This is a genomic window from Methylorubrum extorquens, assembly GCF_024169925.1.
GTDB lineage: Bacteria > Pseudomonadota > Alphaproteobacteria > Rhizobiales > Beijerinckiaceae > Methylobacterium > Methylobacterium extorquens_A.
Genome location: NZ_JALJXF010000001.1, coordinates 3,801,739 through 3,816,612, shown reverse-complemented (window position 1 = coordinate 3,816,612; position 14,874 = coordinate 3,801,739). Strand labels below are relative to the sequence as shown.

Genomic DNA, 14,874 nt, shown 5'->3' with positions numbered 1-14,874 from the left:
TCAGGCCGGCACTGCCACGTTGTCGATGAGCCGCGTCTTGCCGAGATAGGCCGCCACCAGTACCCGCGCCTCGTGCACGGCCCGCGCGACGGGCCGGAGCGTCTGCGCATCGCGCACCTCGAGATACTGCACCGGACCGAACCCCGCCGCCTCCAGAGCCGCGATGCCCTCGGTGACGAGCGGAGCCGCCTCGGCGCCGCGGGCCAGACGCTCGGCGATGTCGGCGAGCACCGCGTGCAGGCGTGGCGCGATGTGCCGCTCACGCGGGTCGAGGTAGCGGTTGCGCGAGGAGAGCGCGAGGCCGTCCGCCTCGCGCAAGGTCGGAACGCCCTCGATGGTGACCGCCATGTCGAGGTCGCGGGTGACCGAGCGGATCACCTGCAATTGCTGGAAATCCTTCTCGCCGAACAGGGCGATGTCGGGCCGCACCTGATGGATGAGCTTGGTGACGACGGTGGCGACGCCGGAGAAATGGCCGGGCCGGAAAGTGCCGCACAGGCCCTCCGCCGCGGGGCCGGGCTCGATGCGCGTCGAGAAACCGGCCGGGTACATGATCTCGACGGAGGGGAGCCAAGCGGCGTCTGCGCCGGCCTGAGAGAGCAGCGCGAGGTCGGCCTCGGTGTCGCGCGGGTAGCGCGAAAAATCCTCGTTCGGGCCGAACTGGGTCGGGTTCACGAAGATGCTGACGATGGCCCGCCGGCCGATCGCCTTGGCGTGCGCGACGAGGGCGAGGTGGCCCGTATGAAGCGCGCCCATGGTCGGCACCAGCACGATGCGGTCGCCGCCAGACCGCCATGCATCGACCTGCGCACGCAGAGCCTCAAGGGTGTCGAAGCGAACGGTCGTGTCGGACATGGGACGGCTCGGTGCAGGGAAACGCGCGGCACAGGTAAGCGCCGCCGCCGCCGGATTCCAGCGGGGCGGCCCCCCTTCACGGGCAATAGCGCAGGGGCCGGTCGAACGGGTCGTCGTAGCCGGGCCCGGGACGGAAGCCGTAATAGCTCGGCTTGCCCAACCCGTATTCCGAGCCGACATAACTCGGATCGTACGGCGCGTTGGTCGGCACCGGGACGATGCGGGGGGCGCAGCCGACGAGACGACGGGGCAGGGGGCGGGGCGGCCGGTCGCCCTCAGAATCCCCGTCGCCCCGAGGGAAGAAGCGCGGGGCCGAGGGCGCCCCAGCGGGCGTGCCGGGCTCGAACACCGGCAGGTCGGCCGCGAATGCGTGGCTGCCGAGGAGGGCGGCGAAGGGACCGGAGAAGAGACCGCAAAGGACGAGGAGAGCGCAGAGCACCCGCTGCCGACCGGCCGTCATCGCCATCACTCTCCCGCTCCGTCGCACGATGCCTTGCAGCTTATGGTGAACGGATCGTTATCGCGCGGCGCCTTCACGCCCGCGGATAGACGATGACGGAGAGATAGGTCATCGGCGTCTCGATGAGCTTGGCCGGGCCGTGCAGGCCGTTCGAATCGAACATCAGCGCATCGCCGGGCGCCAAGTGATAGTCCTGGCCCGAGTGGTGATAGATCACCTCGCCGGTCAGCATGTAGATGAATTCCGTCCCGACATGGCGGAAACTCGTATAGGCCTCGGCTTCGTCCTGCAGGGTGATGAGATAGGGCTCCACCACCACGTCGCCGCGGATTCCGGCGCCCAGAAGCTCGTAGAGATGCCCGACCTTGGTGCCGCGCCGCTCGATCGGCACGCCCTGGCCGCGCTTCACGTAGCTGCAGTCACGGGTCTCCTCGAAGGCGGCGAAGAGGGCGGTGATCGGCACGTTGAGGGCCGAGGCGATCGCGTTGATCGAAGCGAGCGAGGGCGAGATTGCCCCGTTCTCGATCTTGGAGATCATGCCCGGCGAGATGCCGGCCGCACTGCCGAGGTCGGCCACCGACAGGTCGCGCTCCCGTCGCAGCAGGCGGACTTGGTGGCCGAGCGCCTTTTCCAGGGGACGCTCCTCCGCGACGGGCGCGTTCGACGCAGTGTTCAGCATGGATCCCTGGCTGCTCCTTTCGCCGTTGCGGCGCGAAATGATTATGGCGCAGGATTTCGCCACCGCCACCGGGAGCGGCCGCTGCGGGACGTCATGTGGCCCGCTGCAACTGTCATTTCGCCGATGCTGAACATCGGCACGTGGCTGCGATGAAGCCTCTGTTCCGCCCCGCGTTCGCCCGTGATGCCGACATTCCGGGCAGGCTCGGTGCGACGTAAACGCGTTTCGCGTTCGTGCAGGCTGTCACGGCGATCCGTGCCCGCATTCACGATTCGTCAAAACATCCTGCCACCGGCAGACACTTCACCATCCGATACGACAAAAGGGCCCGCGCTGTTCGCGCCGACCCTTCCCAAGGCCGTTTCTCGATTGAAATCCTGGAGCATCGTCCCGGATATCGGATCCGGGACGATGCTCTCGGCTTTTGTTTTGCATCGTCTTTTCCCGAAAGCCGGCCACTGCCTTCCGGGACGATGTTCTAGAACGGAATGTCGTCGTCGAGGTCGTAGTTCGGCTTGCCGCCGCCGCCGCCGCCGCCGCCGCCGCCGCCCGAGGAGGGCCGGCGGTCGCCGCCGCCGGAGCGGCTCGAGCCGTAATCGTCCCGCCCGCCGCGGTCGCCGCCGCGATCACCACCCCGGTCGCCGCCGCGGCTGATCTGGCCGCCGCCCTCGTCCTCGCCCGCGAAGTCGCCGCCGCCGCCACCGCCCCGGCCGTCGAGAATCGTCATCTCGCCGCGGAAGCGCTGCAGCACCACCTCGGTGGTGTACTTCTCTGCGCCCGATTGGTCGGTCCACTTGCGGGTCTGGAGCTGGCCCTCGATGTAGACCTTCGAGCCCTTGCGCAGATACTGCTCCGCGACCTTGGCGAGGTTGTCGTTGTAGATCACGACCGAGTGCCACTCGGTCTTTTCCTTGCGCTCGCCCGACGCCTTGTCCTTCCAGGACTCCGACGTCGCGATGCGCAGATTCACCACGGGATCGCCCGAGGACAGACGCCGGGTCTCGGGATCGCGCCCGAGATTGCCGACCAGAATCACCTTATTGACGCTGCCCGCCATCTCATCTCTCCATCCGGTCCGATCTCACAGGGCATTGTACGCCACGCCCGCGATGGCCGCGACTCTTGAGGGTGCCGCCCCGTCCGGGCAAGCCATCCGCGACCGTTGTGCCCGCTAACCACCGCGTGTCGTAGCCGCCGCGAATGTTCTATCTCCGTTCTCGTTGCTCGACAAGCCGCATCACGCTCGTCGACGCGCGGTCCCAGTCAGGCGACCTTCACGACGAGCTTGCCGAAATTGGCGCCCCGCAGCATTCCGGCGAAAGCGGCCGGTGCGCTCTCCAGGCCCTCGACCACGTCCTCGCGCGCCTGGACCCGTCCGGCGCGCAGCCAGCCGCCGACGTCGCGCACGAAATCGCCGTGCATCGCGGCAAAATCCCAGACGATGAAGCCGCGCAGCGTCAGCCGCTTGGTGAGGATGGCACGCATCAGCACCGGCGAGCGGTCGGGCCCGGCGGGGAGTTCGCTCAAGTTGTAGCTCGCGACGAGGCCGCAGACCGGCACCCGCGCGAAATCGTTGAGGAGCGGCAGCACCGCGTCGAACACCGCTCCGCCGACATTCTCGAAATACACGTCGATCCCGTCGGGGCAGGCGCGGGCCAGCGCATCGGGGAAATCGGCGGCGCGGTGGTCGACCGCCGCGTCGAAGCCGAGCGTCTCGGTCAGGTAGGCGCATTTCTCCGCGCCCCCTGCGATGCCAACGGCCCGCGCGCCCTTGATGCGGGCGATCTGGCCGACGAGGGAACCGACCGGCCCCGCGGCGGCGGCCACCACCACGGTTTCCTTCGGCTGTGGCCGGCCGATCTCCAGAAGCCCGGTATAGGCGGTCATGCCGGGCATGCCGAGGATGCCGAGGAACTGGCTCGGCGGCCCGTCGGCGGGGTCGATGCGCTGCAGATTCTGGCCGTCCGAGACGGCGAATTCCTGCCAGCCGGAATTGGCCAGCACGAGATCGCCCTCGGTGAATGCCGGATTCTCCGAGGCGACCACCTCGCTCACCGTCTGACCGACCATGGTCTCGCCGATTTCGACGGGCTTGGCATAGGATTTCGCCGCGCTCATCCGCCCGCGCATGTAGGGGTCGAGGGAGAGCCAGCGGGTCCGCAGCAGCACCTCGCCCTGTTGAGGCGTCGGGGTTCGCCCCTCTTCCAGGCGGAAATGTTCGGGCTTCGGCTCGCCGTGCGGGCGCGCAGCCAGCACGATCCGACGGTTGACGACTGCCATGGAGCCCTCCGGGGTTCGTTCGGGGTGGAACCGGGCAGATGGGTCGCGCGCTGGTTCCGGCAATGCATGTTCTTGCAATGCATGGCGGCACAACAGCGGAGGTTCGCGATGGCGTGGAAGACGGCAGCTGTGACGGCGGCGATGCTGGCGGTGTGCGGCACCGCCGGAGCGGCGGGGGCTGATCCGCTGTCGGGCTATCGCGGGACATCGCGGGTGCTGGTGCTGGCCGCGCCGGATGCCGATGACGCGCGGCTGAAGGCGCAGCGGCAGGCGCTGGCATCGGCGCGGACGGGTGCGTCCGAGCGTGATCTCGTCACGATCGAGGCGGTGGGGAAGGGGGCGGAGGCCTCCGCCCTGCGTCGGCATCTCGGTCTTTCGGACGATGCTTTCCGGGCGGTGCTCGTCGGCAAGGACGGCGGGGCCAAGCTCACCTCGGCAGAGCCGATTCCGCCGCAGCGCCTGTTTTCCACCATCGACGCCATGCCGATGCGGCAGGACGAGGCGAAGCGGCGCTGACCCGCGCAAGAAAAAGGGGCCGCGAGCGGCCCCTTCATCAACTTCGGTTCGATCAGTAGCAGCGTTCGACGAGAACGCGGCGGTAGCCGTAGGGCGTCCAGGTCAGGCGCGGGACGGTGTAGCAACCGCCACCGCCGCCGAAGTACGGATCGTAGCCGACGTTCGAGTAGCCGTAGGGACCACCCCAGCCGCCATAGCCACCGCCCCAGCCACCATAACCGCCGTAGAGGCCGCCCGCGGCGAGGCCGAGACCCAGTCCGAGGCCGACGCCGCCGAGACCGATGCCGCGCCGGTAACCCCAGCCGCCGCCCCGCCAACCGCCATATCCGCCGCGCCAGCCGCCGAAGCCGGCCCCGCGATAGAAACCGCCCCGGCCGGCAAATCCGCCGCCGAAACGCGGGCCGCCGAAGCCGCCGCCTCGGAACCCACCGAACCCGCCGCCGAAGCGCGGACCGCCAAATCCACCACCACGGAAACCACCGCCACCGAACCCGCCGCCACGGAAGCCACCGAAGCCCGGACGGGCATCGGCGGTGGCCGGGATCATCATCAGCGCGCTCGCCATCAGCGCCGATGCCAGAACAACCCGTTTCATCAGATCGTCTCCACCCGAGAGAGAAATTGCTCCCCTGCTGGTTTTGAACGTGTGACGGGAAAAAACGGTCCCTGCGACCTCTGGTCCCAAACATCTTGTGATCACGCGATGCACCAAACGGCGCGTCGGGCAGGCCGCTTGAATGCTGCCATGCTTTCGCGCGAGGAGGGCGGATACGGCCATGCCTGCCCCGCAGGGGCCGCCCCTTCAGGAACCGCTCGCCCGTGATGCGCCGCTGCCTCGCCGTTCCCGCTCTCGCTGCTGCCCTGGTCGCCGGCTTCGTTGTCGGGCCGCTCGCCCCCGCGCCCGTCCAGGCGCAGGCGGCGCCCGTCGCCAAGGGGCCGTGCCAAGCGGTCGAGTTCGAGGGGCAGCCCTACACGGTCTGCACCGTCGATCTGCGGCGCGAGCGCGTGCGGCTGTTCTGGCTCGGAACGGACGGCTTGCCCTACGGCTCGCTGTCGAGCCTCGCCGACCGGCAGGGCCCGCGCCTCAGCTTCGCGATGAATGCCGGAATGTACGACAAGGGGCAGGCCCCGGTCGGGCTCTATGTCGAGGACGGGCGCGAGCTGAAGGGCGCCTCCATCGCCAACGGGCCGGGCAACTTCCACCTCAAGCCGAACGGCGTCTTCTTCGTGAAGGGCGACCGCGCCGGCGTGCTCGACACCGGACGCTACCTGCGCGCCAAGCCGGCACCGGATTTTGCCACGCAATCGGGGCCGATGCTGGTGATCGACGGCAAGATCCACCCCAAGATCTCGGCGGACGGCCCGAGCCAGAAGATCCGCAACGGCGTCGGCGTGCGCGATGGCGGGCACGTCGCGGTGTTCGCGATCTCGGAGCGCCCAGTGACCTTCGGCGCCTTCGCCCGCCTGTTCAAGGACAGCTTCGGTTGCCGCAACGCCCTGTTCCTCGACGGCAGCGTATCGAGCCTCTACGCGCCCGGCCTCGGCCGCTCCGACCTGAGCCGGCCGCTCGGGCCGCTGGTGGGGGCGGTGGGAAAGTAGACGGGCAGTCGGAGCACCACGCCTTCCCAATCACGCCCTCATCCTGAGGTGCCCGCGCCAGCGGGCCTCGAAGGATCCTCCAGGGATCTCGCGGGGTCTGGAGGATCCTTCGAGGCTGCGCTTGCGCTGCGCACCTCAGGATGAGGTTCGAGAGTGGGAGTCAGTTGCGGGCGGGAGGCGCTATCGCTGCCCGAAGGCCGTGCTCTTGAACAGATCCTTGAACTGGTGCGGCTGGCTGCGCCAGTACTGCTTCGGTGCCCGTACCTGCGCGCCGAGTTCGGCCGCAGCGTGCCAGGGCCAGCGGGGATCGTAGAGCATGGCGCGGGCGAGCGAGACCACATCGGCCTTGCCCTCCGCCAGGATGGCTTCCGCTTGGCGCGGCTCGGTGATGAGGCCGACGGCGATGGTGGTGAGCCCGGTCTCCGCCTTGATCCGCTCGGCGAAGGGCACCTGATAGCCCGGCCCCACGGGGATCTTCTGGGCCGTCGAGAGGCCGCCGGTGGAGACGTGGATGGCGGCCGCACCCCGGCGCTTGAGGGCCCGGGCGAGTTCCACCGTCTCGTCGAGGGTCCAGCCCTCCTCGACCCAATCGGTCGCCGAGACGCGCATCCAGACCGGCTTGCCCGCGGGCACGACTTCGCGCACAGCCTCGAAGCATTCGAGCGGAAACCGCATCCGGTTCTCCAGGCTGCCGCCGTACTGGTCGTCCCGGCAGTTGGAGAGCGGCGAGAGGAACTGGTGCAGCAGGTAGCCGTGGGCGCCGTGCAGCTCGACGGCGTCGATGCCGAGGCGCAGGGCGCGCTTGGCCGTCGCGACGAAACCGTCGCGCACCCGCTTCAACCCGTCCGCGTCGAGGGCGTGCGGCGGCACCTCGCCTTCCGCGTGGGGCACCGCCGAGGGCGCCTCGGTCCGCCAGCCGTCGGGGGCGTCCGGGGCGATCTGGGCGCCGCCCTCCCAGGGCGCGCGGCTCGACGCCTTGCGGCCGGCATGGTTGATCTGGATCGCCACCGGAATGGGAGCGTAGCCGCGCACCGCGTCGAGCACGCGGGCGAGCGCCCGCTCGGTGGCGTCGTCGTAGAGGCCGAGATCACCCGGCGAGATCCGCGCCTCGGGCGAGACCGCCGTCGCCTCCAGGGTGAGGAGCCCGGCGCCCGACTGCGCGAGCTGGCCGAGATGCAACAGGTGCCAATCCGTCGCCGCGCCGGCCAGCGCCGAGTACTGGCACATCGGCGCGATGATGATGCGGTTCTCGAGTTCCAAGTCGTCCAGGCGCAGGGGCTCGAACAGGCGGGCGGACATCGGCAGGCTCCGGTCGCGGTGGCGGCGATTGGCGGCCTATCTGGGATAAGCTGCCCACGGCCGCCAGCCCGGAACCGCGCAAGGGGCACACGAGATCCTCGCCGCGGGCTTCCCCCGGCGGCGAGTTCCTCCATCTCATTCTGTGCGAAAAACGGAAGGACCGTTCGGGATGGGATTGCTGGTCGAGGGGACGTGGCACGACAAGGGCTACGACACCGCCAAGTCCGGCGGGCGCTTCGAGCGCTCGGCCGCCGCCTTCCGCAACTGGGTGACGCCCGACGGCACCCCCGGTCCTTCGGGGGAGGGCGGGTTCGTCGGCGAGGCGGAGCGCTACCATCTCATCGTCGCGCTCGCCTGCCCCTGGGCTCACCGCACGCTGATCGTCCGCCGACTGAAGGGGCTGAAGGCCATCACCGTCTCCGTGGTCTCGCCGTACATGCGCGAGGAGGGCTGGGTCTTCCGGGCCGAGGAGGAGGGCGGGGTGCCGGGCTCGACCGCCGATCCGCTGTTCGGGGCCAAGCGGCTCTACGAGATCTACGTGCGGGCGAAATCCGACTATTCCGGCCGCGTCACCGTGCCGGTGCTGTGGGACAAGGAGCGCGAGACCATAGTCTCGAACGAATCGGCCGAGATCATCCGCATGCTGAACGGCGCCTTCGGCGCAGGCGGGCCGGACCTCTACCCGGAGGCCCTTCGGCCTGAAATCGATGCAATCAACGAGCGCGTCTACGACCGGGTCAACAACGGCGTCTACAAGGCGGGCTTCGCCACCAAGCAGGACGCCTACGAGGACGCCTTCACCGCCCTGTTCGCGGAACTCGACGCGCTCGAAGACCGGCTCGGCCGGCAGCGCTACCTCTGCGGATCGGTGCTCACCGAGGCCGATATCCGCCTGTTCACCACGCTGGTGCGGTTCGATGCGGTCTATGTCGGGCACTTCAAGTGCAACCGGCGCCGGATCGCCGACTACCCCAACCTCTCGAACTACCTGCGCGACCTCTACGCCCTGCCGGGCGTGGCGGAGACGGTGAACCTCGATCAGATCAAGCGCCACTATTACGGCAGCCATCCCGGTATCAACCCGACCGGGATCGTGCCGCTCGGCCCCGAACTCGATTTCACTGCGCCCAACGATCGCGCCCTGCGCTTCGGCGGTTGAACCGGGGCGCCCCGCAGGAAATATCCCCGGCGACAACCGGCAGCGAATGCCGACCAGGAGGAACACCACGCCATGACGATCCGCTCGCGCGCCCCGCTTCTCGCCCTACTGGGTCTGGTTGCCGCCGGCCCGGCCTCGGCTCAGCAGGCCGAGGTGAAGATGACCGGCCAGTGCGAGCGGCTGGTGATCGGCGGCCTCGACATCACCCAGAACTGCAAGGAACAGCTCGTCAACACGGTCGCGCGCGGGCGCACCACCTTCGATTTCGCCGCCTGGGACGGACAGTCCCTCAGCTTCAGCGGTGCGGGCACTCAGCACGAGCAGACCGAGGAGACTGAGCAGCTCCAGCCGATCAGCCTCGTCGTGCCGGGCATGAGGAACAGCGAGGGCATCGCCCGCAGCCCGGCCCCCGCGGTCGGCGCCTGCAAGTTCTCGAAGCCGGAGCCCGGCAAGACCCGGATCGCCTGCGAGGCGACCTCGCAGGGCAAGACCTATGCGGGCGTATTCGTCACCGAGACCAAGGCCGGCGCCGAACCGGGCAAGGAGGGGGCAAAGGATCTCCCGAAGGACGGTTCGGCCAATCCGCCGAAGCCTTGAGCCCGCTATGGCCTGATGCTCGTGCCGGCTGTGCGCTGACCGGCCACGAGACGTCGGCTTCGTGATGTCACGCGCTCGTTCGCCGAACCGGCCCCGGTCCTGCGCAAGAGCGCTTTGGTGATTGCGAAAACGTCTGGTCAGCCGCGCCGCCAAGCCCCATGTAACGCGAAGATGCGCCGCACGAACCCGCGCTGCCCGCATCGACGTGCGTTTTGTGAATCTCCGAGGGCTCCATGCTCGAAGCCAACGCCGCCGCCGGCGCCCCCGTCGACGGCCTCATCAAGGACACCACCACGGCGGGGTTCCGGCAGGATGTCATCGCCGAGTCGATGAACCAGCCGGTGATCGTCGATTTCTGGGCGCCCTGGTGCGGCCCGTGCAAGCAGCTCACGCCGGTCCTCGAGAAGGTGGTGCGGGCGTCGGGCGGGCGGGTGAAGCTCGCCAAGCTCAACATCGACGAGCATCCCGGCGTCTGGCAGCAGATCGGCCAGCAGCTCGGCCTGCAATCGATCCCAGCCGTGATCGCGATCGACCGCGGCCGTCCGGTGGATGCCTTCATGGGCGCCGTGCCGGAATCCGAGGTGCGCGCTTTCGTCGATCGGCTCGCCGGCCCCTCCGAGATCGATCAGGTGCTGGAGGAGGCCGCCGCGGTCGCCTCCGCCGGCGATCTCGCTGCCGCCTCCGAACTCTACGCCGCGGTCCTGCGCGAGGAGCCGGAGAACCTGAAGGCCATCGCCGGCCTCGCCAAGACCCAGCTCGAACTCGGTGAGGCCGAGAACGCCAAGCAGGTTCTCGCCATGGTGCCCGCGGACAAGTCCGACGACCCGCTGCTGGCGGGCGTACGCGCCGCCCTCGAACTCGCCGACCAAGCCGGAAGCCTGGGCGACCTCGCCGCGCTGCAGAGGCGCATCGAGGCCGACGGAAGCGACTTCCAGGCCCGGTTCGATCTCGCGCTCGGCCTCAACGCGGCGGGCAAGCGCGAGGAGGCGGTCGATCAGCTCGTGGCCATCGCCCGCGCCGACCGGAGCTGGAACGAGGACGCGGCGCGCAAGCAACTGCTCCAGTTCTTCGAGGCCTGGGGCCTGATGGATCCGGCCGCGATCCGGGGACGCCGCCAGCTCTCGACGCTGCTGTTCTCGTGAGCCACACTCTCCGCGAGAACGCCGGGGCGACCGAAGCGGCCGGATGCGGCGCCCCCCGTCCGGTCCCACAGCAGGAAAGCCGCGCATGAGCCCGCAGCCGAGCTGCAAGTCGCCGGCGGATTGCCCCGCCGTCATCCCGATCTTCCCGCTGCCGGGGGCGCTGCTCCTGCCGCGGGGACAGATGCCGCTCAACATCTTCGAGCCGCGCTATCTCGCCATGGTGGACGACGCGCTGCGCTCCGACCGGATCATCGGCATGATCCAGCCGGACGCGGACGGGGCCGGCTCGCCGCTCAGCCCCCGGCTCTACCGGGTCGGCTGCGCCGGGCGGATCAGCCAGTTCGCCGAGACCGGCGACGGCCGCTATCTGGTCTCGCTCACCGGCGTCAGTCGCTTCCGGGTCGAGAGCGAATTGTCCGTCACCACCGCCTATCGCCGCTGCCAAGTCTCCTACGACGCCTTCGCCCAGGATTTCGAGGCGCGGGCTGGCGAGGAAGCGGTCGATCGCGAGAGCGTGCTCCAGACCCTGCGCAACTTCGTCGATGCCAACGAGCTTCAGGTCGATTGGGCCGGAATCGACGAGGCGTCGAACGAGGCTCTGGTCAACGCGCTCTGCATGATGAGTCCGTTCGGCGTCCGCGAGAAGCAGGCGATGCTCGAAGCGTCCGACCTGAAGACGCGCGCCGAGGTCCTTGTCGCCGTCACCGAAATGGAGCTGGTGCGCGCCAGCGGCTCCGAGCCGACGCTGCAGTAATCAAGGGCTTCCGACCGCTGGCGGTCGGGGAGCCCGCCCACAGGACGCAAACATCATGGCCGATACGCCTGCCCCCACCGTCGAAGCGACCCGGGTCGATCCCCGGCTGCTCGAACTCCTGGTTTGTCCGCTGACCAAGGAGGCGCTGGAATACGACGCCGCCCGCGAGGAGCTGATCAGCCGCTCCGCCAAGCTCGCCTACCCGATCCGCGACGGAATCCCGATCATGCTGCCGGAAGAGGCCCGTTCCCTGACGGATTGATCGGTCGGCGACGCGCCGTCGATGCTGTGAGAGAGCGAACATGAAAAAGGGCGCCCGGCTTTCGCGGGGCGCCCTTTTCGTTGGACGATTGAGGACGGTTAGCGTCCCTGCTGGATCGCCGAGAGCAGCCACGGGCCGCCGGGCTCGCGCACGAAGGTCCAGAACTCCTTGGCCTCCTGCGGGCCGTTCTCGACATGGCGGTTGGTGGCCCGCTCGAACACCTCGTCACGCAGCGAGAAGCGCATGGCGACGGTGGCGAACTCCATCGGGCCCTCACGCCACGCCTCGGACAGGTCGCCCTGGAGAAGCTTCACGTCCGAGATCCGGTTGACCACGCCGCGGGCGGCGTTGGCGCGCAGGTCTTCCTCGAAGTAGTTCACCATCTCCGGGGTCGCGACTCGGCGCAGGGCGGCCACGTCCTCGCGGCCATAGGCGTCCTGGATCTCCTGAAGCGAGCGCTCGAAGGCCTGGAAGTCGTCCGGCTGGACCTGAACCGGCTGGACGGGCTGCGGACGGGCATTGCCGCCCAGACCGCCACCCATCGGATTAACGCCGGGATTCATGCCACCCTGCGGCGGCAGGCCGGAGCGGGCATGGGGCGCGTTGCCGGCCATGGCGGGCTGGCCCTCCTGACGACGGCGGAAGAAGCGCACCGCCAGCATCACGAGGAAGGCGATCAGACCGATCTGGAAGATCAGGCCGATGAACGAGCCGATGCCGCCGAGGCCGCCGGAGAAGCCGGCACCCAGCAGGGCACCGAGAAGTCCGGCGCCGAGCATGCCGCCGAGAAAGCCGCCGCCGAAGCGCCGGCCCTGGCTCTGGCCTGCCATGCCGGGATTGTTGAAGCCGGGGCTCGGGCTCGTCTGCGAGCGCTGGATCGGTCCCATCGCGCCCGGCGAGGTCGCGGTGGAGGGCGGCGCGCTGAAGGTCTTCGAGCCACGCGAGCCCATGCCGCCACCGCCGCCCGGCCGCGCATCGACGGCGGGCGCCGCAAGGGCGAGCGAAGCCGCAAGCGCAAGGAGGGTCACGACGCGCCGACGGCGCGCGGGGGAGGATGCCATGGGTCAAAACCTCGTGGTGAGCGTGAAAGGGAACAATCGCCCCTTTAAGATGGTGGCGTCCGAGCGGGATTTTTAGTCCCGATCCAGGGGTGAGTTTCGAACGGTTAAGAGTGTCTCACGAACCGCCACGCTGCGGCCCGAACCCATCTTGGGGGGCGGCGGACGGCGCCAAGCCGCGCCCTTGCGGGCTCGGGCGTCACCGGGCAGCCGGGAAAACCAGCCGTACGGTCGCGCCCTCGCCGGGCCGGCTCTCGATGGAGATCGTGCCGTTCTGGCGCTTCATCAGCCCGTGCACGATGGCGAGCCCCGCACCGCGTCCGGATTCACGGGTGGTGGCGAACGGCGCGAGCGCCCGCGACAGCATCTCCGGCGACAGGCCGTGCCCGGTATCCGAAACCGTGAGGCCGACGGCCCCGGCCTCCGGGCGCTGGAGCGAGCGGTCGCCCGGCTCGATGGCGAACAGTGCGACGCGGATGCGGCCCTGCCCGGCCATCGCCTCGCAGGCATTGGCAAGGATGTGGCCCAGTGCTAGTTCGAGCTGGATCGGGTTGCACAGGGCCGGCGGTAGATCCTCCGGGATCGACAAGTCGAGCCGGATCCCGGCCGGCAGAGTGGGGCGCAGCCGGTCGAGACCGAACCGCACCGCCGCGGCGAGATCGACCGGGCGCAGGTCGGGCGCGATCCGCCGGGAATGGGCAAGGAGCTGGCGGGTGAGCACGGCGGCCCGCTCGGACGCCTCGGTGGAGCGGGTGATGGCTCGCTGAATGAACGGCTCGGGCCGGTCGCCGAGGCGCCGCTTGAGCCCGTCGATATAGCCGATCAGGATCTGCAGGAAGTTGTTGAACTCGTGTGCGACGCTGTTGGTGAGGAGGCCGAGCGCCTCCCGTTGCCGCGATAGGGCCAGCGCATCCTCGGCATCCCGCCGCCGCGTCACGTCCACGATCTGGCCGAGGACGCGGGGGGCGCCCTCGCCGGGCAGGGCCGTGAGGTGGATCTCACCCCAGAACGAGGCGCCGCCGCTGCGGCCGAACAGCAGCTCGGCGCTGCCGGCCTCGCCGCGGGTCAGCGCCGCGCGCAAGGGCGTCCAGCCGGCATGATCGCTTTGGCGGCAGGCAAGCGCCTCGATCCCGCTGCCGACCAAGGCGGCCTCGTCGAAGCCGGTCAGCGCCAGCAGGGCGGGGTTGACGCCCGTGATCGTCGGCCCGGCCTCCAATACTTCCAGCATGAGTGCGGGCAACGGGAGCAGGGCGAGGAACCCCGTCCCGGCTCCCCCTTCCGGGGTGGGTGATGCAGCGGCGCCGGACAACATCATGGGGCGCCGCCGGTAAGGGCGAGGGCGTTTGTGGCAGGCGACGAGGCTCGGCGGGCGAGGGGACGTCTCATGGATGGTCCGGAGCGCGGCAGCAGCATGGCCGTCAACGCTCGAAAGTCGATCCGGATCAGCGGTTGGCGGTGGTGACGGGCGAAGTGCCGTTCTCGAGGCCGACCCAGGCCTTGCCGTCCTGTCCCTCGCGCTTGATGAAGCTGTAGCCGGTGCGCTGCCAGGGCAGCACCGCGTTGGTCTTGTTGTCGAGGATGAGGTCGCCCCGGTCGGTGCGCACCATCAACACCGCGTGGCCCTCGCCGATCTCGTCAATCACCACCGTCATGCGCAGGGCCCGGCGCGGCAGGCGCCGCTCCACCAGCATCCGGCGCTTGAGGAGCTGGATGTCCTCGCAATCGCCGAAGCCGTCATCGGGAAAATCCCAGCGATCGACGACACCCCAATGGGCCATGTCGGTGATCGGCTTGATGCGGGCGTTGACCCGGCGGTTCACCGTCGTGAGCGTGTGCCAGAGCGCGGGCGTCAGGGCGACGAGTGCCGGCTCCGAGGTATCGACGGCGCATTCGGACGGGTATCGGGCGCAGAAATCGTTCCAGGCCGCCACGGGCCGGGCCGGCGCGCCTGCATCGGCGGCGGTGCCCGCTTCGGGCAGGCCGGCGACGGTGCGGGCTTGGCTCGGCTGGACCGGTGCCGCGGCGCCGCCGAGCAACAGGGTGGCGCCGACGAGGGACAGATGGGCCGCCCGGCGGAGGCGCCGCCTCACGTTCCCGCGGGGGAACGCCGATCCGTCGCCGACGCTCCGAAGCACCGCGTACCGCATGGCCGACCGTCCTGCCGCCCCTGTTTCCCGGCAAAGCTTGCACGGGCCGGCGCCCGGCTCAATACGA

The 14,874-nt window shown here is 69.5% G+C and carries 17 protein-coding genes; 7 read left to right on the top strand and 10 right to left on the bottom strand.

Features of this window, described 5'->3' with window-relative positions:
• From panC to J2W78_RS17810, 5 genes are all read right to left on the bottom strand, one after another.
• Entirely contained in the window at positions 1–855 is an 855-nt protein-coding gene (panC, locus tag J2W78_RS17830) for a pantoate--beta-alanine ligase (protein WP_253372672.1), read from the bottom strand.
• Positions 856–931: 76 nt separating this feature from the next.
• Entirely contained in the window at positions 932–1,315 is a 384-nt protein-coding gene (locus J2W78_RS17825) for a hypothetical protein (RefSeq protein WP_253374078.1), read from the bottom strand.
• Between the two features lie 73 nt (positions 1,316–1,388).
• Positions 1,389–1,994, bottom strand: a complete 606-nt coding sequence (locus J2W78_RS17820) for a helix-turn-helix domain-containing protein (RefSeq protein ID WP_253372670.1) — start codon at positions 1,992–1,994, stop codon at positions 1,389–1,391.
• Positions 1,995–2,472: 478 nt separating this feature from the next.
• Complete coding sequence (ssb, locus tag J2W78_RS17815) at positions 2,473–3,051, bottom strand: single-stranded DNA-binding protein (protein ID WP_253372668.1); 579 nt, start codon at positions 3,049–3,051, stop codon at positions 2,473–2,475.
• A gap of 206 nt (positions 3,052–3,257) precedes the next feature.
• Complete coding sequence (locus J2W78_RS17810) at positions 3,258–4,274, bottom strand: NADP-dependent oxidoreductase (RefSeq protein WP_253372666.1); 1,017 nt, start codon at positions 4,272–4,274, stop codon at positions 3,258–3,260.
• Between the two features lie 108 nt (positions 4,275–4,382).
• On the opposite strand from J2W78_RS17810, the gene J2W78_RS17805 reads away from it, so the two are divergent.
• Positions 4,383–4,790 carry a DUF4174 domain-containing protein gene (locus tag J2W78_RS17805; RefSeq protein WP_253372664.1) on the top strand — a complete coding sequence of 136 codons (408 nt, stop codon included), beginning with the start codon at positions 4,383–4,385 and terminating at the stop codon, positions 4,788–4,790.
• 52 nt (positions 4,791–4,842) lie between these two features.
• Here J2W78_RS17805 and J2W78_RS17800 read toward each other — a convergent pair whose 3' ends face one another.
• Entirely contained in the window at positions 4,843–5,385 is a 543-nt protein-coding gene (locus J2W78_RS17800; RefSeq protein WP_253372662.1) for a hypothetical protein, read from the bottom strand.
• Between the two features lie 227 nt (positions 5,386–5,612).
• Here J2W78_RS17800 and J2W78_RS17795 point away from each other — a divergent pair, with 227 nt between their 5' ends.
• On the top strand, positions 5,613–6,389 hold the full coding sequence (locus J2W78_RS17795; protein WP_253374077.1) for a phosphodiester glycosidase family protein: 777 nt from the start codon (positions 5,613–5,615) through the stop codon (positions 6,387–6,389).
• Between the two features lie 180 nt (positions 6,390–6,569).
• Here the strand turns inward: J2W78_RS17795 and J2W78_RS17790 are convergent, their stop codons facing one another.
• The gene (locus tag J2W78_RS17790) at positions 6,570–7,688 is read right to left on the bottom strand and encodes an NADH:flavin oxidoreductase/NADH oxidase (RefSeq protein WP_253372660.1); all 1,119 of its coding nucleotides are present in this window, start codon (positions 7,686–7,688) and stop codon (positions 6,570–6,572) included.
• Between the two features lie 169 nt (positions 7,689–7,857).
• Here J2W78_RS17790 and J2W78_RS17785 point away from each other — a divergent pair, with 169 nt between their 5' ends.
• The 5 genes from J2W78_RS17785 (at position 7,858) to J2W78_RS17765 (ending at position 11,602) form a co-directional block, all read left to right on the top strand.
• Positions 7,858–8,847 carry a glutathione S-transferase family protein gene (locus J2W78_RS17785; protein WP_253372658.1) on the top strand — a complete coding sequence of 330 codons (990 nt, stop codon included), beginning with the start codon at positions 7,858–7,860 and terminating at the stop codon, positions 8,845–8,847.
• Between the two features lie 72 nt (positions 8,848–8,919).
• Positions 8,920–9,444, top strand: a complete 525-nt coding sequence (locus tag J2W78_RS17780) for a hypothetical protein (protein ID WP_253372656.1) — start codon at positions 8,920–8,922, stop codon at positions 9,442–9,444.
• A 233-nt stretch (positions 9,445–9,677) separates the two neighbouring features.
• Positions 9,678–10,586 (top strand): thioredoxin family protein, encoded by a 909-nt coding sequence (locus J2W78_RS17775; protein WP_253372654.1) that lies wholly within the window; start codon positions 9,678–9,680, stop codon positions 10,584–10,586.
• An 85-nt stretch (positions 10,587–10,671) separates the two neighbouring features.
• Positions 10,672–11,340: an LON peptidase substrate-binding domain-containing protein gene (locus J2W78_RS17770; protein ID WP_253372652.1), complete on the top strand. Its 669-nt coding sequence runs from the start codon at positions 10,672–10,674 to the stop codon at positions 11,338–11,340.
• Positions 11,341–11,395: 55 nt separating this feature from the next.
• Complete coding sequence (locus tag J2W78_RS17765) at positions 11,396–11,602, top strand: Trm112 family protein (protein WP_253372650.1); 207 nt, start codon at positions 11,396–11,398, stop codon at positions 11,600–11,602.
• A gap of 98 nt (positions 11,603–11,700) precedes the next feature.
• Here the strand turns inward: J2W78_RS17765 and J2W78_RS17760 are convergent, their stop codons facing one another.
• From J2W78_RS17760 to J2W78_RS17750, 3 genes are all read right to left on the bottom strand, one after another.
• Positions 11,701–12,663, bottom strand: a complete 963-nt coding sequence (locus J2W78_RS17760; protein WP_253372648.1) for a Tim44 domain-containing protein — start codon at positions 12,661–12,663, stop codon at positions 11,701–11,703.
• 196 nt (positions 12,664–12,859) lie between these two features.
• The gene (locus J2W78_RS17755; protein ID WP_253372647.1) at positions 12,860–13,975 is read right to left on the bottom strand and encodes an ATP-binding protein; all 1,116 of its coding nucleotides are present in this window, start codon (positions 13,973–13,975) and stop codon (positions 12,860–12,862) included.
• A gap of 127 nt (positions 13,976–14,102) precedes the next feature.
• Positions 14,103–14,807: a transglutaminase-like cysteine peptidase gene (locus tag J2W78_RS17750; protein ID WP_253372645.1), complete on the bottom strand. Its 705-nt coding sequence runs from the start codon at positions 14,805–14,807 to the stop codon at positions 14,103–14,105.
• Between the last annotated feature and the right edge of the window lie 67 nt (positions 14,808–14,874).